This is a genomic window from Cohnella yongneupensis, from assembly GCF_042655785.1.
Classification (GTDB): Bacteria; Bacillota; Bacilli; order Paenibacillales; family Paenibacillaceae; genus Cohnella; species Cohnella yongneupensis.
Genome location: NZ_JBHSNC010000052.1, coordinates 82,779 through 104,212, shown reverse-complemented (window position 1 = coordinate 104,212; position 21,434 = coordinate 82,779). Strand labels below are relative to the sequence as shown.

17 protein-coding genes are annotated in these 21,434 nt (G+C 54.8%); 6 read left to right on the top strand and 11 right to left on the bottom strand.

Annotation, left to right across the window (positions count from 1 at the left end; all coding sequences use genetic code 11):
* Positions 1–34: 34 nt before the first annotated feature.
* From ACFPQ4_RS17865 to ACFPQ4_RS17845, 5 genes are all read right to left on the bottom strand, one after another.
* The gene (locus ACFPQ4_RS17865; RefSeq protein WP_378113243.1) at positions 35–1,081 is read right to left on the bottom strand and encodes a substrate-binding domain-containing protein; all 1,047 of its coding nucleotides are present in this window, start codon (positions 1,079–1,081) and stop codon (positions 35–37) included.
* Positions 1,082–1,155: 74 nt separating this feature from the next.
* Positions 1,156–2,133 carry an ABC transporter permease gene (locus ACFPQ4_RS17860; protein WP_378113242.1) on the bottom strand — a complete coding sequence of 326 codons (978 nt, stop codon included), beginning with the start codon at positions 2,131–2,133 and terminating at the stop codon, positions 1,156–1,158.
* Between the two features lie 31 nt (positions 2,134–2,164).
* Positions 2,165–3,640, bottom strand: coding sequence for a sugar ABC transporter ATP-binding protein (locus ACFPQ4_RS17855; protein WP_378113241.1), 1,476 nt, complete (start codon positions 3,638–3,640; stop codon positions 2,165–2,167).
* A gap of 151 nt (positions 3,641–3,791) precedes the next feature.
* A complete protein-coding gene (locus ACFPQ4_RS17850) occupies positions 3,792–4,751 on the bottom strand; it encodes an ABC transporter permease (protein WP_378113240.1) in 960 nt (319 codons plus the stop codon).
* A gap of 20 nt (positions 4,752–4,771) precedes the next feature.
* Positions 4,772–6,256, bottom strand: coding sequence for a sugar ABC transporter ATP-binding protein (locus ACFPQ4_RS17845; protein WP_378113239.1), 1,485 nt, complete (start codon positions 6,254–6,256; stop codon positions 4,772–4,774).
* Between the two features lie 189 nt (positions 6,257–6,445).
* Here ACFPQ4_RS17845 and ACFPQ4_RS17840 point away from each other — a divergent pair, with 189 nt between their 5' ends.
* On the top strand, positions 6,446–7,321 hold the full coding sequence (locus ACFPQ4_RS17840; protein WP_378113238.1) for a helix-turn-helix transcriptional regulator: 876 nt from the start codon (positions 6,446–6,448) through the stop codon (positions 7,319–7,321).
* A 48-nt stretch (positions 7,322–7,369) separates the two neighbouring features.
* On the opposite strand, the gene ACFPQ4_RS17835 is transcribed toward ACFPQ4_RS17840, so the two are convergent.
* Positions 7,370–8,449, bottom strand: coding sequence for a Gfo/Idh/MocA family protein (locus ACFPQ4_RS17835; protein ID WP_378113237.1), 1,080 nt, complete (start codon positions 8,447–8,449; stop codon positions 7,370–7,372).
* 123 nt (positions 8,450–8,572) lie between these two features.
* On the opposite strand from ACFPQ4_RS17835, the gene ACFPQ4_RS17830 reads away from it, so the two are divergent.
* Both ACFPQ4_RS17830 and ACFPQ4_RS17825 read left to right on the top strand, forming a co-directional pair.
* The gene (locus tag ACFPQ4_RS17830; RefSeq protein WP_378113236.1) at positions 8,573–9,442 is read left to right on the top strand and encodes an AraC family transcriptional regulator; all 870 of its coding nucleotides are present in this window, start codon (positions 8,573–8,575) and stop codon (positions 9,440–9,442) included.
* Between the two features lie 61 nt (positions 9,443–9,503).
* The gene (locus ACFPQ4_RS17825; protein ID WP_378113235.1) at positions 9,504–9,911 is read left to right on the top strand and encodes an endonuclease/exonuclease/phosphatase family protein; all 408 of its coding nucleotides are present in this window, start codon (positions 9,504–9,506) and stop codon (positions 9,909–9,911) included.
* A 52-nt stretch (positions 9,912–9,963) separates the two neighbouring features.
* Here ACFPQ4_RS17825 and ACFPQ4_RS17820 read toward each other — a convergent pair whose 3' ends face one another.
* The 3 genes from ACFPQ4_RS17820 to ACFPQ4_RS17810 all read right to left on the bottom strand — a co-directional run bounded on the left by ACFPQ4_RS17820 (position 9,964) and on the right by ACFPQ4_RS17810 (position 15,205).
* Positions 9,964–11,673, bottom strand: a complete 1,710-nt coding sequence (locus ACFPQ4_RS17820; RefSeq protein WP_378113234.1) for a type 2 periplasmic-binding domain-containing protein — start codon at positions 11,671–11,673, stop codon at positions 9,964–9,966.
* A gap of 108 nt (positions 11,674–11,781) precedes the next feature.
* Positions 11,782–13,389, bottom strand: a complete 1,608-nt coding sequence (locus ACFPQ4_RS17815) for a response regulator transcription factor (RefSeq protein ID WP_378113233.1) — start codon at positions 13,387–13,389, stop codon at positions 11,782–11,784.
* 34 nt (positions 13,390–13,423) lie between these two features.
* Complete coding sequence (locus ACFPQ4_RS17810) at positions 13,424–15,205, bottom strand: sensor histidine kinase (protein ID WP_378113232.1); 1,782 nt, start codon at positions 15,203–15,205, stop codon at positions 13,424–13,426.
* Positions 15,206–15,353: 148 nt separating this feature from the next.
* Between ACFPQ4_RS17810 and ACFPQ4_RS17805 the strand changes: the two genes are divergently transcribed.
* Positions 15,354–16,304 (top strand): ABC transporter permease, encoded by a 951-nt coding sequence (locus tag ACFPQ4_RS17805; RefSeq protein WP_378113230.1) that lies wholly within the window; start codon positions 15,354–15,356, stop codon positions 16,302–16,304.
* Between the two features lie 15 nt (positions 16,305–16,319).
* Positions 16,320–17,192 carry a carbohydrate ABC transporter permease gene (locus ACFPQ4_RS17800; protein WP_378113229.1) on the top strand — a complete coding sequence of 291 codons (873 nt, stop codon included), beginning with the start codon at positions 16,320–16,322 and terminating at the stop codon, positions 17,190–17,192.
* A 62-nt stretch (positions 17,193–17,254) separates the two neighbouring features.
* On the opposite strand, the gene bglX is transcribed toward ACFPQ4_RS17800, so the two are convergent.
* The gene (gene bglX, locus ACFPQ4_RS17795) at positions 17,255–19,390 is read right to left on the bottom strand and encodes a beta-glucosidase BglX (protein WP_378113263.1); all 2,136 of its coding nucleotides are present in this window, start codon (positions 19,388–19,390) and stop codon (positions 17,255–17,257) included.
* A gap of 282 nt (positions 19,391–19,672) precedes the next feature.
* Between bglX and ACFPQ4_RS17790 the strand changes: the two genes are divergently transcribed.
* The gene (locus tag ACFPQ4_RS17790; protein WP_378113228.1) at positions 19,673–20,641 is read left to right on the top strand and encodes a LacI family DNA-binding transcriptional regulator; all 969 of its coding nucleotides are present in this window, start codon (positions 19,673–19,675) and stop codon (positions 20,639–20,641) included.
* A 20-nt stretch (positions 20,642–20,661) separates the two neighbouring features.
* Here ACFPQ4_RS17790 and ACFPQ4_RS17785 read toward each other — a convergent pair whose 3' ends face one another.
* Positions 20,662–21,390 (bottom strand): response regulator transcription factor, encoded by a 729-nt coding sequence (locus tag ACFPQ4_RS17785; RefSeq protein WP_378113227.1) that lies wholly within the window; start codon positions 21,388–21,390, stop codon positions 20,662–20,664.
* Positions 21,391–21,434 lie beyond the last annotated feature (44 nt).

Here is a 21,434-nt window from a genome sequence, read left to right as displayed (position 1 = left end):
CCTGATTAAAATGCCGAATTGTGCCTTTTTTATATTAGTATTTGGAGTCCGGGTTCAAAAACTTATCCACGTTGACCGGCGTGACCGGCGTCGCTTCGAGGACAATATGGTGAGGAACGCTTTTCTCCCACGTGCCGCCCATTCCTTTGCCTTCGAGGATCAGCGACGCCAGGCTTACCGCGGAACCGCCCATCGTCGGCGAATAGGTTAACGACACGACGACTTCCGGCTTCGCTTTTTCTTTCATCATTTTGTAAATTTCCTGCATGCCGCCCGAGCTGACGATGAACATCTCGTCTTGCCGCTTGGCGTCCTTGATCGCCTGCACGATGCCGACCGTCATATCGTCGTCTTGCGAATAAACCGCGTCGATTTCTTTGTTCGCCTGCAAGATGTTTTCCATCGCCTTAAGCGCTTTTTCCCGTGTAAAATCGCCGGGTTGGGAGGCAACGATCTGGATGCCGGGGTATTCCTTAATGTAGTCTCGGAAGCCTTGGGAACGCAGATCGGTAACGGACGACGGAACGCCGCTGATCTCCACGACTTTGCCTTCGGCTTTCCCTTTGCGCTTGATCAGGTCCTCGACCAAATATTTCGCGTCCCCGTAACCGATGCCATAGTTGTCGCCGCCGATGTAAGTCCGGTAGTTTTCCGAATTGACGGCGCGGTCGATGACGATTAAAGGAATGCCGGCTTTGGCGATTTTGTCGGCGGCCGGCGTCATCGCCGCGGATTCGATCGGCAGCATGACGATGGCGTCGACTTTTTTCGTGATGAGGTCTTCGATGTCCGACGTTTGCTTGGCCGGATCTTTAGCCGTATACACGATCGATTTAATGTTGCTGTGCTTCTCGGCTTCCGCCTTGGCGTTGCTGATCAGCGCGCCCATCCAGCCGTGGTCGGCGGACGGCAACGAGATGCCAATCGTATAATTGCCGGCCGGCGCGTCCGCTTGCTCGGAGCCGGAGCTTTTGGAACTTTCTTCGTTGGCGCTTGCTTTCTCGTTTTTATTGTTGCATGCGGCTAGCACGACGGATAAAACGAGTACGATTGCGAGAAGCGTTAAAGACCTTTTTTTCATAGCAAATGACCCTCCCATAATAAATTCGTTATGCGAATCTCGGTGTCTTGTTCGAATATCAAAAGAAGTAGAGACTAATCTCGTTTTTGCAGCAAAACCGCGCCGATAATGATGACGCCTTTGACCACCCCCTGCAAATATGGCGAAATGTTCAGCAAGTTCATAATATTGCTCAGTACCCCGAGTATCAGTACACCGAACAACGTTCCAACGATGCGACCGCGCCCTCCGGAAAGGCTGGTCCCACCTATAATTACAGCCGCGATCGCGTCGAGCTCGTACATATGCCCAGAGCTGGACGTGCTGATGGAATTCAGCCGCGACGTCTCTATGACGGCGCCGATCGAAGCGGTCAACCCGCAAATGATGTACGACAGGATCGTGACCTTGAAAACAGAAATCGCGGATAACCGCGCAGCCTGGAGATTGCCTCCGACCGCGTAAATGTGGCGTCCGAACACCGTTTTCTCGAGCACGATATAACTAAGCAGAAAGATGATACCAAAGATGACTACCGGGATCGGGATACCCGCGATATATTCGTTGCCGATTTTGCTGTAAGTCGAATCGAAGCCGGAAATCGCGCCGGCGTCCGCATAATAAAGCGCCAAGGAGCGCGCGATCGTCATCATGGCGAGCGTCGCGATGAACGCGGTGATTTTGCCATAGGTGATAATGAGCCCGTTTATCGCCCCCAGCAAGGCGCCGGCCGCTAAACCGAGCACGATCGACACCCAAATTGGCAGCTCATAGGTGACTTGCGCCGCCATAATGACCGTGCCCGCGAACGCCAGCACCGAGCCGACCGACAGGTCGATGCCGCCGAGAATGATGACGAACGTCATGCCGAGCGACAATATGCCGACGATCGACACTTGGCGCAGCACGTTTGTGATGTTGCCGATATCGAGAAAATGCTCGTTAAGAAGCGCCGCCAACGTGACCAGCACGATGAACGCGAAGATAACGCTATATTGTTCCCACAACACTTTTCCCCACCGAATGCCGGCGGACTTGCGTTTCGATTCCAGATCCGTTGCTGCTTGAGACATCGGGTCGTTCCTCCTTTGAGATTAAAGGCCGTTAAAGGCCGGTAGCCATCGCCATAATGTTCTGCTCGTTCGCTTCTTCCGCGGCAAGCTCACCCCGCAGCGTGCCGTGATGCATGACGTAGATGCGATTGCAGATGCCGAGCAATTCCTGCAGCTCGGAGGAAACGACGATAACCGCCTTGCCCTCCGACGCGAACCTCACGATCAGGTTGTAAATTTCGCTGCGCGCGCCGACGTCTATGCCGCGCGTCGGTTCGTCCATGATGAACAGCTCCGTATCGGACACGAGCCATTTCGCGATGACGACCTTCTGCTGGTTGCCTCCGCTAAGATGCTTGACCGGACCGCTTAGCGACTTCGCTTTGATGTTAAGCTCGCGGACTTTGTCGCCCACGATCGCCGCTTCGCTTTTCCTTCGGATGAGCTGCCACCGGCTCACTTTAGCCGGATTCGTGAGCGTCATATTGTGCGCCACGTTCATTTCCAGCAGCAAGCCGGAGCCTTTGCGGTCTTCCGTAGCGAACCCGAAGCCTAGCCCGACGGCGTCCAGCGGGTTACGGATGGCAACCGGCTTCCCTTTCCATTCGACGGTTCCCCGCTGTGCTTGCCAGTCCCCGAACAGCGTCCGCATAAGCTCCGTTCTTCCGGCTCCGATAAGCCCCGCGAAGCCTACGATTTCCCCGCTGCGTACGCCGAAGCTAATATTCTCGAAATGCGGAGCGAGCGTTAAGCCCTCCACCCGCAGCAGCTCTTCGCCGAATCGAGAAGGCCGATCCGGATACATATCCTTCAGCTCGCGGCCGACCATCAAGTTAGCGATATCCCGCTCCGTCAGCCCTTCCATCTCTTGCGTCGTGACATGCCTGCCGTCTCGCAGCACCGTTATCCGGTCGCATATGCCCCTTAACTCATGCAGACGGTGCGAGATATAGACGATCGATACGCCTTGCTCTTTGAAACGCCGGATGAGCTCGAACAGCCTGCCTGCTTCCCTTTCCTCCAGCACGGCCGTCGGTTCGTCCATGATCAGCACCTCGCTGTTCATCGAGAGCGCTTTCGCGATTTCGACGATTTGCTTCTCTCCTATGCTGAGCGCCGACACCTTCGCTTCCGGATCCAGCGCAAGGCCGAATTGGTCCAGCAGCCGGCGCGTCTCCTCGACCATCGCCCTAAAGTTCGAGAACACGCCTGCCTTTCTGCGTTCCCGTCCCAAAAAAATATTTTCGGCAACCGACATATGAGGCACCAAATTAAGCTCTTGATGGATAATCGCGAAGCCGTGCTTCTGCGATTGCTGCGGAGAGCCGATCTGGATCGTCCTCCCGTTCAGCTCGATCGTCCCTTCGTCCGGCGCGTGAATGCCCGCGAGCACCTTCATTAACGTGGACTTGCCGGCTCCGTTCTCGCCGACTAGCGCATGCACTTCTCCTTTGCGCAATTCGAACGTAACGTCCTGAAGCGCCTTTACGCCGTAAAACTGCTTCGTGATTCCTTTCATCGCCAGCATGCCCTAAGCACCCGCTTTCGTTCGGCTTTACATTTTCCATGCTAAAGTTTCGAAACCGCTTCCACAATTAACTAGATTGCGAAAGCCGATATACATTCTTGCGGAGCACGCCTCTCTAATATTGCGCGCAAAAAAATGAAGCCTCCGGGAGCTATTCCTCCCGAAGGCGATTTTGGCGGTACAGGACTAGGTAGATGAGCAGCCCCTTGAGCACCCCCTGCAAATACGTCGATACGTTCTGCAAGTTCATATAGTTGTTAAGTATCGAAAATAGGAGCACGCCCGACACGGTGCCGAGGATCGTGCCTTTGCCTCCTCTCAAGGAGGCGCCGCCCAAGACGACGGCTGCAATGGCGTCCAGCTCGTAATAGACGCCGGAGTTCGCGGTCGAAATCGAATTGAGCCTCGCAGTTTCCAGTACGGCGCCGAGCCCGGCCGCCATCCCGCTAAGCGCGAATGCCGCGATCGTCACCTTGCGAATGTTCGCCCCGACGATGAACGCCGCCTTAGGATTTTGGCCGACGGCGTATAGGTAACGTCCGAACACCGTACGCGAGAGCAGCAAATGCGCCGAAATCGCCGCGGCCGCGAGCGGCACGACGACGACGGGGATGCCAAGCCAGTACCCATGCCCCAAAAACGTATGGTTGATCCGGTTGCCAGATACGGCTCCCGCGTCGGCGATCCACATCATGAAATAGCGGTAGATAAACATCGTGCCGAGCGTCGTAATGAATGAAGGCACCCGGCCGTACGTGATGAAAAGTCCGTTAACGCTGCCGAGCAGCAATCCGGACACTGCGCCAAGCGCGAAGGAACCGGCAATGTCCAGGTTAAGCAGATTTTGCCCCCATAACACGACGGCGCCGGAGAAGACGAGGATCGACCCGACCGACAAATCGAGCATGCCGATCAGAACGACGAAATGCACGCCGAGCGCGATCATACCGATGACGGACGATTGTCGCAGCACGTTCATGATGTTGTTCCACGTCCAGAAATAATCGCTCGTTACCGCGGCCAATAACGCGATCACAAGCAAAGTAACGAATATTTTGTTGCGCGAAACCCATCTTTGGACATTTGCCGTCGATGCCTCCATCGGCTGCATAGGTTGCCCTCCTTGGACGGCTATCCCCGAATGCCGGAAGCCGCCTGCAATATCCGCTCTTGAGTCGCCTGCTCGTGCGTCATTTCGTCGACCAGCCTTCCCTCGTGCATGACGAGAACGCGGTTGCATAGCCCTATCAGCTCAGACATGTCGGACGAAATGACGATGATTCCTTTACCCTCTCTCACGAGCTCGTGCAGCAGCACGTAAAGCTCGCTTTTCGATGCAACGTCGATGCCTCGCGTCGGCTCGTCCAGAATGTACAGGTCGCTCTCCGCCACAAGCCATTTGCCGAGCATGACCTTCTGTTGGTTGCCGCCGCTGAGGAATTTGATTTCCTGCTCGGGATCTCGCGCCTTAATATCCAGTTGGATCATCGCGTCTATCGCTTTGCCGTACTCCTGCTGCTCTTGGACGAGCGCATGCCGATGGATTTTTTTGAGCCCGGCGATCGTTAGATTATGGTAGACGTTCATCTCCATGAAAAGGCCGGATTCGATCCGGTCCCTGTTCACGTAACCGAAGCCCGTGTCGATCGCCTGCCGGGGCGTCGTGAGCCGGACCGGCTGCTTCTGCCAATATACCTTGCCTTTGTCCGGCTTCGCTTCCCCGAAAATCGTCTTCGCCAGCCCTTCGGTCCCCGACCCCGCAAGGCCGGTAATGCCGAGAATTTCGCCTTCGCAAAGCGTAAAATCGACGGACTCGAACCACGGCTTCCGCGTCAGTCCGTCAACCCGGAGCAGCTCCCTCCCCGTCGGCACCGATAAAGGCGGATAAACTTGCGTCAGCTCGCGCCCGACCATCGACCGGACGAGCACCTTCTCGGTAAGATCGCTCACGTGCTTCGTAAGCACCTTTTTCCCGTCGCGAAGCACCGTTACCCGATCGCAAATTTCAAAAATCTCCTTCAGACGATGGGTAATGTAGACGATGCCGACGCCTTCCTCCTTGAACCGGCGAATCATATCGAACAACCGCAGGCGCTCGGAATCGGACAACGCGGCCGTCGGTTCGTCCATGACGAGGATGTTCGCCTTATGAGACAGCGCCTTGGCGATCGCCACGATATGATGCTCGCTCGCAGACAAGTCTTTGATCTTCGTGCTCGGATGCAGCGGCATGCCCAGCGACCTGAGGATGCTTTTCGTCTCGCGTTTCATCTTGATCATGTTGGAAAATAAGCCAAGCCACCTGAGCTCGGAACCGAGGAATACGTTTTCCGCAATGCTCATCTCGGGTACGAGAAACGACTCCTGGTAAATCATCGAAATGCCCATCCGCTGGGAATCGATCGTCGAATGCGCCGTGCTCGGCTTCCCGTTGACGATCATATACCCTTCGTCCGGACGATGAACGCCGGAAATGATTTTGGCCAGCGTGGATTTGCCGGCTCCGTTCTCTCCGACGAGCGCATGCACTTCTCCGGGAAGCAGCTCGAAATCGATGTCGCCGAGCACCTGCACCCCGTAAAAAGACTTGGAAATTCCCTTCATATGTAATCGCATGGAGTCACGCTCCCCTTGGAAAGCCCCTAACTCTTAGTTTAGAAGATGAATACGGGCCGAGAAAATGAACGATCTTGCGTATTTCAACTTACTTTCATTCACTTTCTTGCGATGTCCTAACGATTATATTGTTTTTTAGGTAACGATCATAGATAATTCGAGTCAAAGGAGGGGAGGCTTAGGTCCGCGATGAACATGCCCTCGGTATTGCTTGACATTCCGCAATTGGCAAGCTGGTGCGACTGGACGGGTATCGACCCGCTGCCTATAAGCCCCGTCGGCCGGTCATGCCTCGTATGGCTTCGCTCCGGATCGGCCGAGGCGCGCTCCGCCCAGCACCTTTTGACGCTTAAAGAAGGCATGTTCCTTTTCGTTCCCCCGAACGCCGAGATGGCGCTGCAGCCTCCTCCCGGATTGCCGCTGCGGGCCATCGTCTTCTATGTGGCGAACCTTCGCGTTCAAGGCTTGCCCCCAGGTCTGCTTACGGCGCGCGAGCTTCCCTTCGTCATTCCGGTCAAACCCGATCATATGCAGTTCAAAAGGGTGCTTGAAGATATTCTCTACGAAGCAAGGACGCCCCAGCTAGGCAGCCAGGACATTATCTCTTCGTTGCTGCGGACGCTCATCATCCATTGCTTAAGAGAGCTTGCAACGTACGAGCATCCGCCGGATGCGCCCGTTCCGTCAGCCGTGCCGGTTCAACCGGCGCAGTCGCCTGAATCCTCCCGTGCTCGCAATCAAGAGAATGGATTTAGCGTGGCGCAAAATGTAAAGGTTTACATCGAGCAGCATTATGATTTGGAGCTGTCGTTAAGCGATCTTGCCCAGCAAGTGTTCGTCAGTCCGTACCATCTCGCCCACGTATTCAAGGAAGAGGTCGGGATGTCGCCGATCCAATATTTGATCAAATGCCGCATCGACGAAGCGAAACGACTGCTCATCGAGACGGAGCAATCGGTTCGCGATATCGCCCTAAAGGTCGGGTACCCGAACGCCAACTACTTTAATCTGCTGTTCAGCAAAATGACCGGACATTCGCCCGGCAAATACCGCAAGCACAAATAAAAAAGCCTCAAGCCCGTGCGTCTCCGCCGGAGTTGAGGCTTTGTTGCTTTAGACGAAGCTGATCGCTTGTCCTTTATTAGCCGACTCGTAGATCGCTTCAAGAATTTGTTGCACGACGAGACCTTGCTTCGCGGTCACGACAGGCGCTTTGTCATCGAGAATCGCGTTGATCCATGCACGTGCTTCCATCTCGGCTGCATCGTCCGGCGTCGAACCGCCCCATCCGGCGTAACCGGACATCTGCACTTCTTTCGTGTACAAACGACCGTGCTCTTCGCCGTTCACGCGAAGAACGCCTTTGTTCATGTCCGCACCGGCTTTCGTTCCTGCCAAAGTCACCTTCGCTTCGTCGCCGTCGAGCACGTTAAGCGCCCAGCTTGACTCTAGCCATACCGTTGCGCCGTTTTTCATCGTAATCATTGCAAACGCCGAATCTTCGACGGTGAACTTCGAAGGATCCCAAGATCCCCACATATTCGCCTGGCTTCCTTGCTCGGCTAGCTTGCGATACGAAGTTCCTAGAACATGCTTCGGCTCGTAGTTGTCCATCATCCAGAGCGCGAGATCGAGCGCGTGCGTGCCGATATCGATCAACGGACCTCCGCCTTGCTTCTCCAGATCAAGGAATACGCCCCAAGTCGGAACCGCGCGACGGCGTACGGCGTGAGCTTTGGCCATGTAAATATCCCCGAGGTCGCCTGCTTTGCAAGCTTCGTGCAACCAACGGCTATCCGAGCGAAAACGGTTCTGGTAGGCGATGCTAAGCTTGCGTCCGGTACGTTCCGACACTTCGAGCATGCGCTCGGCGTCGAGAGCGGTTTTGGCCATCGGTTTCTCGCATAGTACGTGCTTGCCGTGCTCCATCGCCGCGATCGAGATTTCCGCGTGCGTGTCGTTCGGCGTGCAGACGTGGACGACATGAACGTCCGGGTCGCGCAGCAACTCGTAGACGTCGTTATAGATTCGGGCGTCCGGCGTTCCGAATTTATTTTTCGCCTCATGGGCGCGATCGGACGAAATATCGAAGAACGCTACCACCTGGGCTTCTGGGATTTTGGCGAGGGAAGGCAAATGTTTCCCCATGGCGATTCCGCCGCAACCAATCATACCTACGTTAACTTTTGTCAAAATGCTTGTCCTCCTTGCGGGTTTTCAATATTCATTCTACAATTAGTTTATCATATTTACTTCGGAATCCCATCCGCCCTGATGGGACGATTATATGCGATTTTGCCATCGGAGGGATCATCCATGCAGGCTGTCAGAGAGAAGATTCAATACGAGAACCCGCTGCTTTCCTTGAAAATATGGCAATCCACACGCAACGACGTCGGCAATATCGCATGGCACTACCATCCGGAATGCGAGCTCATGCTAGTGAAGTCGGGCCAGCTCGACATCGATCTAAGCGACGAGACGTATACGCTGCAATCGGGCGACGTCGTCATCCTAGGCAACTCTCAGTTGCACCGGGACCGGAATACGGGCGGATTACTGGACTATATCGTGCTGCAGTTCGATCTGAACACATTCTTCGACCAAAGTACGATTCCCTATTTGCAATACTTTAATGAGACGAAAGTGCCGCTAAGCACGATGAATTACGTTTTTCGGGAAAATCCGCAAGCGAACGAGGAAGCCGCCGAGTGCATCAGCCAAATCCTTAAAGAAGCGATCGGCAAAGAAAGCGGTTACGAGCTCGCGGTCAACCTGTTAATCAAAAGGCTGCTGCTCATTCTCATCCGCAACGATACCCGGGGACTGCTGGCCGATCAAGATCGCGTCGAGCGTATTCGGCTCAAGCCGGTGCTTGATTTCGTCGAATCGAACATCGACGGCCGCATTGCGGTGGAAGACGCGTGCAAGCTGGCGAACATGAGCTACTACTACTTCGTGAAGTTTTTCAAGAAGATCATGGGTCAATCGTTCACCGAATACGTCAACTTCCGCAAAATCAAACGGGCCGAGCTGCTGCTCCTCACCCGCGACCTGAGCGTCACCGAAGTCGGCGACCAGATCGGCATGGCTAACATGGCCCACTTCTATAAAATGTTCAAGCGCTTCAACGGCTGCTCGCCGAAAGAGTTCCAACGCAAGATGCTCGCTTGGGGACGGCGGTAATTACGACTATCGTAAAATCGTAAAGCTCCAGCCGAAACGAATGGTTCGAGGTGACTACAGCATGAAATGGAAAGCGATGACGTTTAACCTGAGAGTCAACGTGGATTCGGATGGACCTAACGCCTGGCCGCTGCGGGTTGCTGCCGTTGCGCGGACGATTTTGCGCCATAAGGCGGACATCGTGTGCGTTCAGGAAGGCCTCTATTCGATGCTTCGGGACTTAGATCCGTCGCTCGGCCATTACGGATGGATCGGTGAAGGCAGACGGGGTGGATTCGAGGACGAATTTTGCGCGATCTTGTACGATAAGAACAAATGGCGGGTAGAAGGCGGCGAAACGGGGAAGCCCATCGATTATATTTTCGCTTCGCCGGATGTCGCGATCGAACGGATCGAAGTAGATCGCGGGAAATACGAGGGGCTTTATCCTTCCGATCATTATCCCGTGTGCGCCGTATTGTCTAAATAAGTTAAAAAGGACGGTGCCGAGATTGCTCTCGCACCGTCCTTTTCGCATCCGCTTATTGCGATACGGATTTAAACCAATCGTTGACTTCTTGCGTAATTTGGTCGCCGCCGTTCGACTTCCAGTTGGAGACGAACGTATCGAACGCGTCGACGGGCAGCTTGCTATAGATGATCTTGTTGAACGTCTCCAGCTCGGATTGACGCAGAAGGTTCCACTTGGAGATCATCGTCGGCGTTGCCGCGCCGGTGAAGTAGTTCTGTTTGCGGACATCGAGCTGGGACATAACGACCTTCGCCGCGTACCAGTTCTCCGGCTTGCGGAATTCGGATAGCTGCTTCTCGTACGGGGTTGCCGGCGTTTCGCCGTTAGCCAACTTCACCAGAGACGACATGTACAGATCCGGAATACGCGCAGGGCCCGTGATGTACGGGAACTTGTTGTTAAACTCAGGAATTTTGTCTTTGTCGCTCGTCGGATTTCCGTCGATGATATCCCAGTCATAGCCTTGAGCGAAACCGTACTCGTACTTGCTGCCGACCGTCGGGTTAGCCAAGTTATCAAGCATGTAATTGTAATAGAGAATGAGCGCTTCGGGATGCTCGGCGTTTTTATTGATCATAAAGCTGCTGTTAACGCCGGAGTTTTGCCATTTCGTGCCGATTTTGCCGTCTGGGCCAGCAGGAACGGGATAGGCTTTATACTTCGCGCCGTTGACGTTCTTGATCAAATCGGGAGCCGGCCAGTCCGGTACCCAGTTCGCGCCAGGCAATATGCCCGCGTTGCCCTTGGTCCAGATCTCGGCGGATTTACCTTCGTCCCATAGCGCCGTATCCGGATGGATGTAACCTTTCTTCATCCAATCTTGAAGCGTAGCGAGCGCTTGCTTCGCTCCCGGATTAACGGAGCCGTATTCCAGGTTGCCGTTCGCGTCTTTGTTCCATTGCTCCTCGATCGTGCCGAATGCGCCGAATAACCAGTCAAGGCCGCCCATCCACGTGTTCGAGTTGCCTTTGAGCGAGATCGCGAGCGGATATACGTCTTTCGGAGACAAGCCGTCCGGATTCTCGTTTTTGAACTTATCCATGATGTTCTCGAGGTCTGCGATCGTCTTCGGAGCTTCCAGATGAAGCTTCTCCATCCAGTCCTCGCGCAGCCAAAGCAGCGTATCGTCGTTGTCGGTGTATTCGAGAATCGGCAGGTTCCACTTCTTTCCTTCCTTCGTGAACGGATACCAGAGCTCCGGATGTTGCGCCGCGTGGTCCTTCCACGTTTGGTTCGCGTACTTATCGAACAACTCATCGATCGGCATGAATTCTCCGGAGTCGATCAGTTGGTTCGTCAGGACAGGATCGGTAGGTACCATGATGAAGTCAGGCAGCTTCTCGCCGGAAGTCAGCGCGAGCTGAAGCTGTTGCTTGTATTGGTCGCTTCCGGCAGGATACCAAGTATCCTTGCTCATCTTGAGGCCGAGCGTGTCCAGCATCCAGCGGTCGTGAACGTTGTTCTCCTTCGTGTCGCCCTTCGTGTACGTCGTAGGCATGATGATCGTGCTGATCTCGATCGGCGGATCGTATTTGCCGCTTTTGAACGCCGCATCGGCTGCGGACAGCTCCGGGGAAGTCGTAGCGGATGCCGTCGTTCCGGTTGCGGTTGCCGCCGGGCTAGCCGCGTTGCCGTTATTATTGTTGTTTCCGCAGCCCGATGCCAGCACGACGACGGACATCGCCGCAGGCATTAGCCATGATTTCTTAAACTTGCTCATTTATCATATCCCCCAATGCTGTAAGTTCACTACATGTGTAACTCTATCAAGAATCTGGGGATCGCATCCATATGGCGATATTAGTTTTCGTAGGACTCTGTTAGGCTGTTATCGGCTTTCCCTATATTCTTGCGGCGTAACGTCGAATTGCCGCTTGAACACTTTGATGAAGTACGCGGGGTCCAAGTATCCGACCTCGGTGCTGATCTCGTAAATTTTCTTGTCTGTCGATTTGAGCAGATGGCAGGCGCGCTCCATTCGAAGCGCGGCTACGTAATCGCTTATTCCTTCTCCCGTCTCGAGCTTGTAAATTTTGGACAGGTGCGTAGGATGCAAGTTGACGTGATCGGACAGCGCTCGCAGCGAGACGTCGAGATGAAGGTTCTTGTCCACGAATTCCTTGATCTTCAGAACATATTGGGAACGCGCGTCTTGGGCTTCGTGAGTCATGCCTTCGCGCAGCTTGCCCAGCGCGCCGGAAGACCATTTGCGCAGCTTGCCGATCGAAGAGAACGCTTCCCCGTGCTGCAACAGCTCGATATCCGCTCCCAATAGCAGAGCCAATGTTTGACCGCTACGATGGGCCAAATGCATGAATGCGGACGAGATCGCGAATCCGACCTCGAGACAGTGCTCCCACGATTCCGAGCCTTTTTCCTCCAATTCCGCGAATACGGCAGCAAGCTTCTCCTCCGCCGCATCCCATCGCCCGGCCTCCAGCAAGTTAATGAGAACGGGCGGCCGATAGATGACGTCCAGTGCGCTTAGCGCAGAAGTTTGTTCCGCGCGGTCGACTTTCATGACGAATTCACGTTCGTCCCCGACGATTCGGCGGAAGTAGGACGTCGCCCGGCGATATTGCGTCTGCAGTTGCTCCGGGAACCGGAACAGCTCGGTGACGACGACGGATAGCGACCCCTTCAGAAACTGCTTCACCTTCGATTGAACCTGCATGGACAGCTTCTCGAGCAATATATCCTGTCGGTCAATGTCGTATTCGTTCTTAAGCTGAAGGAGGAACGCCAAATAGCCGTGCTCCTCCTTCACGCTCCACACTTCCATGAATTCGCCGAATATCTCCTCGGCGATATTCGTTATCGCATACTCCAGCAACGGTTGTCCGTTGTTCCGGTAGGGATCGAATTCGTCCTCTAACCGCACGAGCGCGAGCGCGCAATGTCCGTCGCGGAACGGGAGCGCGTAATTGTCTAGCTTGCGCGTCCATTCCTCCACGGACATCCTCTCGCCCCTGAACGCGCTAAGAAGCAATTGCCCGCGCAAGAGCGGCAAGTTCTCGCGCAAAGTAAATTGCGTCCGTTCATGGGAGCTGACGCTTTCCCATTCCGCCTTAGATTGCTCGATCGCCGCCCGCACCGCGCCGAACAACTCGTCGTCGGTCGGCGGCTTGAGCAAGTAGTCGACCGCGTGATTCCGTACGGCTTCCTTCGCATAGTCGAAGTCGGCGTGACCGGATAAAATGATGCATTTGATCCGTTTGTCGTGCTCCCTGACTTTCTCGATAAGCTCGATCCCCGTCATCTCCGGCATGAGAATATCCGAGATTACGATATCGATCGGGTGCGTGCCGATAATCTGCAACGCCTCTCGCGCGGAGTAGGCTTTATGGACGTGCTCGATTCCTAACGTATGCCACGGCTTGTGCATGGACAAGTTGTCCACCCAGTGGGCTTCGTCGTCTACGATGATCATTTGCATGGGAAGGCCCCCCCTTGTCGCGGTAATAGTAGTTTTACGCTTCGTCTTTCGGAATTTCCCAGACGACTTCCGTACGGAATCCCCCGAGCGACGACTGTGCGAAGAAAAGGGAGGATTGTTCGCCGAACCGGTGAATAACGCGCTGGTTCGTGTTCCACAAACCGCAGCCCATCTCTTCCTGCAACGGTCCCCGCATCTTCTGATTCAGTTGCTCCTGCTGCTCCTGGTTCATACCCGGACCGTCGTCGTCGACGAAAATCCGGCAAAAGCCGCCCGACATCTCGCCGGTAATGCGAATTTCGCCCGAGGAATAGGAATTCCCTACGCCGTGGATGATCGCGTTCTCGACAAGAGGCTGCAGCATGAGTCGCGGGACTTGCTGGCGAAGCATCTCTTCGGGAATGTCGATGGAATAATGGATTCTGCCGTTGCGCAGCTTCTGGATGTCCAAATAATTGACGATCAGCTTGATTTCGTCCCCGAGACTCGCCGTAGGTCGTTCCATCCGCGTAATGTAGCGATAATAAGAGCTTAAATTGTAGCCCATCGTAACGACGGCTTCCTCGTCCTTCATCTGCGCCATATTGATCATATAACCCAGGCAGTTGTACAGAAAATGAGGATTGATCTGCGCTTGAAGCTGCTTCATCGTCGCTTCCTGGGCGCGCAGTCTCTCGTTAAGCACGTTATCGATCAGGCTCTCGATCTGCCGGGACATATCGTTGAACCGGTAGAACAAGAAAGTGAATTCGTTGTTCGCCTTGGCGTCTATACGCGCCGAGAAGTCGCCTCGCTGAACTTTCTGCAAGCCCCGGATCAACTTGAGAATCGGGCGTTGAACGTCGCGATAGAGCAAGACGGAAATGAAAATCCCGATCACGAGCAGCAACACCATCGACAAGTAAAAGAGGTTCCGGCTGGTCGAGATCGGACCGAGAATTTGATCCAGCGGCACGAGATCGACGAGGTACCAATTCAGCAACGGCGATTTCACGAGGCTTACCAGATAGCTCTGCCCGTTCAACCGAATCGTCTTCTGCATCGTGTCTTCCAACGACTGCCCGTCCAAGTAGCCGGTTAGTTCCAAGGCGAGTTCGGCAGACGCGCTGCGGTTCAGGATCGGCGCTTCGCCTTTATAGTAGAATAAGGGATCGCCTTGTCCGCCTTCCTTATACGTATCGAGCATATTTTGTATGTTCGACTCTCCGAAGCTAGCTTGAACGATCAGGTTGCTCCCCTTAAGCTCGTTCTGCTGTCCGAAGGAGTCGGTATAAAACCAGTGAAAAGCTTTCCCCGTGCCGGAAACAGGCGTCTCTCCGTCGCCGTAAGTCCAAATGCCGGACATGTTGCGCTTCAAGTAAGCCTCATCGTAAGCGATGTTCGTATCGGAATTGGATATGGCCTCTTGGTGGAGCTGAGAATAGACCGTGAACTCGACCGGCCAGATGTTCACGATACCGGACTGCAACGCCATTTTCTCCTGAACCATGTACTTCGTCTGCATCCGGTCGTATTGGTCGTCCCATATGTTGAGCCCGTTAAACTTCTGGACGTTCGGATCTCTTGAGAAAGTAAAGACGAAATCCATCGTCTGGTTGATCCGCGAATCAATCTGGTTGGATAAAAAAGATAGCTGTTTAATGTTCGACGCCCGTATTTCTTTGCTGATTACGCGGTTCGTGACATTGTTGGAATAGGCAAACATAATGCCTATCGGAATGAGAAGGATAACAATCAGTCCCGTATATTTGGCGATAAGGCTTATTTTCACCGGCCTTCTCCTGTTATGCAATGCCAGTCCTCTTCTTGCATTCATTCGATCCATTCCCCCCAGACGATGTCCCTAACAAAACCCTATCGATCCTAACAATGTCTTATAGTTAGACCGCCTGCCCGATTGCTACTATAGTTCAATAAGGGTTCTACCTATACAAAAGACTATTATACCTAGACGGGAGAGAGCTATGGAAGCAAATACGAAAGAACGACTCAAATTCACGAAATGGCGGCGGGCGGACGCGAACCGCGGCTACAAGCAACCATGGATGCTTCACTTGATGGTATTGCCGGCTGCCCTGTTGGTTCTCGTCTTCTCCTATGTCCCGATGTCGGGCATTATAATGGCGTTCCAAGATTACAAAGCCCGGCTCGGGTTCGTTCATTCGCCGTGGGTAGGATTCAAGCACTTCCACTACATGTTTTCGAACGACTACTTCATGAAAATCACGGCGAACACCCTCATCTTCGCCTGCTCGAAAATCGTTATGAATTTGATCATCCCGTTCCTGTTCGCGCTGTTGCTCAACGAGGTTCGCAACATGGGGCTGAAGCGGTCGATCCAAACGCTCGTCTACTTGCCCCATTTTCTATCGTGGGTCACGCTGTCCGGCATTCTAATCGATCTGCTAGGACAGACGGGGATCGTCAATCAGATGCTCTCGAACGTGTTCGGGATGAAACCGATTTTTTTCCTGGGCGACGGAACGTGGTTCCGAATTACTATCGTCACCAGCGACGTCTGGAAAGAGTTCGGGTTCAACACGATTATTTTCCTCGCGGCGCTCTCCGGCATTAACCCCGCGCTGTACGAAGCAGCCGAAGTCGACGGCGCATCCCGCTGGAAGCAGACGCTGAACATTACGATGCCTTCGTTGTTGCCGATCCTGATCGTCGTCGCGACGCTGGCGATGGGCAACGTCTTGAACGCCAACTTCGACCAAGTGTTCAACCTGTACAGCCCGATGATCTACCAACAGGGCGATATTATCGATACGTTCGTCTACCGCGAAGGCTTGTTGAGCGGACAATTCAGCTTCGCTACGGCCGTCGGCTTGTTCAAGTCGGTCATCAGCTTAGTCTTGATCGTCTTCTCGTACCGTCTTGCCCACAAATTCGCAGGGTACCGGATTTTCTAGAAAGGGTGAAGCCTCGTGTATCACAAAACGTTAACCTACCGCGTGTTCAGCGTATTCAATAACGCGTTGCTGACGATTATCGCGATCGTCTGTCTATTGCCGATGTTCCATCTGCTAATGGTGTCCTTAAGCTCGAGCGCCGCGGCGAACGGCGGGCTCGTCACGTTCTGGCCGAAGGGGCTCACGTTCGAGGCATACGAGAAGACGTTCCGGAACACGAACTTCCTCGCGTCTCTCTGGGTATCCGTACAGCGGACGATAATCGGCACGGTGCTAGGCATGATGGTCAACGCGATAGCGGCGTACGCTTTATCCAAGGAAACCCACGTGTTCCGCGCGCGAAACGCCTATCTTTGGTACTTCGTCGTCACTATGCTGTTCAGCGGCGGCCTCATTCCGGGCTATATTCTTATTCTTAAGCTGCATCTGATCAATAACTTGTTCGCGTTGATCTTGCCGGGATTGGTCACCGTATACAATATCATCTTGCTCTTGAACTTCTTCCGTTCGGTGCCGAAGGAGCTGGAAGAGGCGGCGTTCATCGACGGAGCAGGACATCTGCGCAGCTTCTTCTCCATCTACTTGCCGATCTCCATGCCTTCGCTTGCCACGGTCGGCTTGTTCACGATGGTCGGACATTGGAACGCGTACTTCGACGGCTTGATCTATATGAAAGATTCGGCGAAGCTGCCGCTCGCCAGCTTCATGCAGACGATCATCGTACAATCGGACATGACGAAGTTTGATCCGTCGGCTATCGTCAACTTGTCCCAGCGGACGCTGCGCGCTTCGCAGATCTTCATCGGGGCGCTGCCGATCTTGATCGTCTATCCGTTCCTGCAACGCTTCTTCGTTAAAGGCATCGTTATCGGAGCCGTGAAAGAATAGTCGAAGCATTCCCTACATGAAAGCCCTCGGAGATTAACTCCGAGGGCTTTTCGCTATTCCATTCATTTGACTAGGCGGAACGGAAGCGAAGCGTTATCCCTGCTGTTAGGCCCGACGAACGCGAGGAACGCGCCCGCATCACTGGCGTGGGACAGATCGGAATGATAGTATCGCAGCTGGCTTTCGTTCAATTCGAAGACGACTTCTTCGCTTTCTCCCGGCTGCAGCGCGACCTTGCGGAAGGCTTTCAGCTCTTTCACCGGACGGACGACCTCGCCCGACATATCGCGGACATAGAGCTGAACGGTTTCCTCGCCGGCGACGGCCCCCGTATTCGTCACCCGCACCGAGACGGAGAGCGATTGATCGGGCGTCATCGTATCCGAAGACAGCGCGGCTCCTTCGTATTCGAACGTCGCGTAGCCAAGTCCGAAACCGAACGGAAGCAACGGCGCGTTCGGAATGTCTAGGTACTGCGAGACGTAACGGACTTGCGCATCCGGCGCGCCTTGGGGACGTCCGGTATTATAGGCGTTGTAGTACACGGGCACTTGTCCGACGCTGAACGGGAACGACATCGTCAGTCGGCCCGAAGGGTTGGCATCTCCGAAGAGCAGGTCGGCGACGGCTTGTCCGCCTTCGGAGCCCGGGAACCACGCTTCGAGAACGGCGCTCGACTCCTCGAATACGCCGTGCAAATCCAGCGGGCGTCCGTTGAACAGGACGGCGACGATCGGTTTGCCCAGCGCCTTCGTGCGGCGAACGAGCTCTAGCTGGGCTAGCGGCAAGCGAATGTCCGCGCGGCATCCGGCTTCGCCGCTCATGTCGGAGTGCTCGCCGAGCGCAAGGACGATGACATCCGCGTCTTGCGCCGCTTGAACGACCTCTAGCCATTGTTGCTCCGTCGCCTCGGTCTCGATGCCGCAGCCTATGGCGACAGTCGTGTGGGAAGGCGCCGTTAGCTTGCCGCGTACGGCTTCGGATAGACGGACTACGGCATCTTGCGAGCCGGTCCACGACCAAGGGCCGAGCAGATCGCCGCTGCGGGCGAACGGACCGACGACCGCGACGCGTTGCGTCGGCTTGAGCGGCAGGACGCCGTCGTTCTTCAGCAGCACGGCGGATCGATGGGCAAGCTCGAGCGCGACCGCGCGGTGGGCGTCGCTGAACACGATCTCCGCCTCGCGCTCCGGATCGGCGGCGCGGTACGGGTTGTCGAATAAGCCAAGCTTGTCCTTCAATTGCAGGATGCGCATAACGGCTTCGTTGATTAGCGCCACATCGACTTCTCCGCTTCGCACAAGGTCGGACAGGTGCTTCGTATAACAAGAGGTCATCATCTCGATATCGACGCCGGCTACCATCGCCTTTAATGCCGCTTCCGACTCGTCGGCCGCGATTCCGTGCGCGATCAATTCCTTCACTGCACCCCAGTCGGAGATGAGCACGCCGTCGAAGCCCCATTCTTCCCGCAGCAGCTTGCGCATGAGCGGAGCGTTGCCGGTAGCAGGGATGCCGTCGACCGTATTGAAAGACGTCATGACCATCTCGCAGCCTTCGTCTAGCGCTGCCTTGTAGGCCGGCAAGTAGAACTCGCGAAGTTGCCGCTCCGATAGGTCGACGGTATTGTAGTCGCGTCCGGCTTCGGCCGCGCCGTAAGCGGCGAAGTGCTTCACGCATGCGGCGACGCGGTCGTAATCATGGGTCAGATCGGTTCCTTGGAAGCCGCGTACGAACGCCCGGGCAAACTCCGCGTTCAAGAAGGGATCTTCGCCAGTCGACTCCATTACCCTTCCCCATCGGGGATCGCGAACGAGATCGACCATCGGCGCATAGGTCACGTGAACGCCGGAGACGGACGCTTCTTTGGCTGCGATCTCCGCGCTACGCTCCGCGAGCTCCAGGTTCCAAGAGCATCCAATCGCGATCGGCACGGGGAATATCGTCTTGAAGCCGTGAACGATATCGGCCATCATAAGTAAGGGAATGCCGAGGCGATTGTTCTCTAGATGTTTGCGCTGGACGTTGATCGTCTCTTGCGCACCGGCCATGCCGAGTACCGATCCGGCGTTATGAACCGTATTCTCGGTAATGCCGAGCGAGGCCATCGGACCGGTAATAAGGCCTGTTTCCGAAGCCCCTTCGAAGAAGGGAACGGCAAGCTGGATTAACTGATCGATCTTCTCTTCTAACGTCATGCGTTCAAGATAGACGTGCAAGGGGAGCTTCTCCCCTGTTGGCGCAAGGTTGCCGGTGATAGGCGTGGGCATGATAGGCGTACCTTCTCTCTTAGGTGTTAGCAATCCGTCGAAACGTTTCTACAATAATTATAAATCCACCGTCCATACACGTCAAACTTCATTTTTAGTTGTAAATAGCTCGTGTTTCCTATAAATTATAAACGCGGCATGTCGAATCGCGGGAATTCAAACGTTTCGATTAAGTGCGGGACGAATAGAACGGAACAAGGTGGTTGTTTCGTGGTCAGCATTAAGGATATTGCCAAGAAGGCGGGAGTGTCCATATCGACGGTGTCCTACGCGCTGAACGGCAGCGATCGGATCATGAAGGAGACAGCGGAGCGCATTACTTCCATTGCCAACGAGATGGGTTACGTGCCCAATGGGGCGGCCCGGATGCTGAAGAAGCGGGAGTCTATGCTTATCGGTATTTTCATAACCGATTACTACGGTCACTTCTACGGCGATTTGCTTCAAGGGGCGAAGGAGGAGCTCAATCGGAGGGGTTACGATCTCATCGTCTGCAGCGGGCAACGGTCGCATCGGATGATTCCGGAGAGAACGTTCGACGGCGCCATTATTCTCGACGCGGCGTTCCCCGACGCGGAGCTGCTCGAATACGCGAACCGCGGCCATAAGCTGGTCGTGCTGGACCGGGAGCTGCACCATCCCCGGATCAACCAGGTGCTGTTGGACAACAGAGCAGGAGCGACGCTTGCCGTGGAGCACTTATTGTCCCATGGCTTGGAGCGAATCTATGCCGTAAGCGGACCGGAAAGCTCCTATGACGCCCGGCAACGGATGCGTGCCGTTAGGCAAGCGATCGAACGGGCGCCTCATGCGAGCTTAACGGAAATACCGGGGTCTTTCGATAAGGCATCGGGCTTCGCGGCCGGGTCCCTAATCGCACAGGAATACGATCGTCCGGCGGGCGTCTTCTGTCTGAACGACGAGATGGCCGTAGGACTGTTCGACTATATCGAGACCCATACCTCCCTCGTAGTCGGTAAGCATATTCATCTGATCGGCTTCGATAATATCGAGCTGTCGCGATATTTGCGTCCAAGACTCGCCACGATCGACTACTCGATGCGCAAGTGGGGAGCTCTCTCCGCCGAACAGCTGCTGAAGATGCTCGGCGGAGAGGCCGTCGAGACCGAGCGAATCTACGTCAGGCTAATCAACGGAGACTCGGTGAAGCCGATATGAAATAAAAAAAGCTCCCCAGCCTAACGGCCGGAAGAGCTTGCTTTGCGATTGATGAATAATTTATAACCGACGCCGCGGATCGATTCGATCTGCACCGTCTGCTGGTTCAGCTCCAGCTTCTTGCGCAGCGAGCTGACGTGAACGTCGACCGTTCGCTGACCGCCGATATAATCGAAGCCCCATACGACGTTCATCAGATCGTCCCGGGTAATGACGATGCCCGGCCGCTCGGCCAAGTAAAGGAGCACTTCGAATTCCTTCGGACGCAATGTGATCCATTGGCCGTTCAGAAACACTTCGTATTTGTCCGGATAAATTTGAAGATCGCCTAACGTAATGATTTTCTCGCCGTTCGCGGATTTCGCGGGTTTGTTATCCTCGTTGCGCGATCTGCGAAGCACGGCCGAAGTGCGCGCGAGCAGCTCCGCTACGCCGAACGGCTTCGTGATGTAGTCGTCCGCGCCTAGCTTAAGACCTTGCACGACTTCCTCTTCGGCGTTTTTCGCGGTCAGAATAATAACCGGCGTCTTTACTCCGTTTTGGCGCAGCTTTTGCAGTACCTCGAATCCGTTCATCCCGGGAAGCATCAAATCCAGAAAAATAACGGCAAACGCTTCATGTATCGCCCGATGCAGTCCTTCCGCTCCGTTACCTACCACTTCCGTCTCGTATCCCTCTTGAGAGAGATTGTAAGTCACGAGACGGGCAAGCGTCGGCTCGTCCTCAATGATCAACACTTTGTCCGACATGAGTACCTCCGGTCTAGCAGGCTGCCCCGCATCTATTACTTGTT

Bases quoted from the DNA above. Each gene is read 5' to 3' on its own strand.
- ACFPQ4_RS17850 (WP_378113240.1), bottom strand. From the start codon at position 4,751: ATGCAGCCGATGGAGGCATCGACGGCAAATGTCCAAAGATGGGTTTCG.
- ACFPQ4_RS17825 (WP_378113235.1), top strand. From the start codon at position 9,504: ATGAAATGGAAAGCGATGACGTTTAACCTGAGAGTCAACGTGGATTCG.
- ACFPQ4_RS17830 (WP_378113236.1), top strand. From the start codon at position 8,573: ATGCAGGCTGTCAGAGAGAAGATTCAATACGAGAACCCGCTGCTTTCC.
- bglX (WP_378113263.1), bottom strand. From the start codon at position 19,390: ATGACGTTAGAAGAGAAGATCGATCAGTTAATCCAGCTTGCCGTTCCC.
- ACFPQ4_RS17820 (WP_378113234.1), bottom strand. From the start codon at position 11,673: ATGAGCAAGTTTAAGAAATCATGGCTAATGCCTGCGGCGATGTCCGTC.
- ACFPQ4_RS17785 (WP_378113227.1), bottom strand. From the start codon at position 21,390: ATGTCGGACAAAGTGTTGATCATTGAGGACGAGCCGACGCTTGCCCGT.
- ACFPQ4_RS17845 (WP_378113239.1), bottom strand. From the start codon at position 6,256: ATGCGATTACATATGAAGGGAATTTCCAAGTCTTTTTACGGGGTGCAG.
- ACFPQ4_RS17805 (WP_378113230.1), top strand. From the start codon at position 15,354: ATGGAAGCAAATACGAAAGAACGACTCAAATTCACGAAATGGCGGCGG.
- ACFPQ4_RS17865 (WP_378113243.1), bottom strand. From the start codon at position 1,081: ATGAAAAAAAGGTCTTTAACGCTTCTCGCAATCGTACTCGTTTTATCC.
- ACFPQ4_RS17810 (WP_378113232.1), bottom strand. From the start codon at position 15,205: ATGAATGCAAGAAGAGGACTGGCATTGCATAACAGGAGAAGGCCGGTG.
- ACFPQ4_RS17840 (WP_378113238.1), top strand. From the start codon at position 6,446: ATGAACATGCCCTCGGTATTGCTTGACATTCCGCAATTGGCAAGCTGG.
- ACFPQ4_RS17815 (WP_378113233.1), bottom strand. From the start codon at position 13,389: ATGCAAATGATCATCGTAGACGACGAAGCCCACTGGGTGGACAACTTG.
- ACFPQ4_RS17855 (WP_378113241.1), bottom strand. From the start codon at position 3,640: ATGCTGGCGATGAAAGGAATCACGAAGCAGTTTTACGGCGTAAAGGCG.
- ACFPQ4_RS17860 (WP_378113242.1), bottom strand. From the start codon at position 2,133: ATGTCTCAAGCAGCAACGGATCTGGAATCGAAACGCAAGTCCGCCGGC.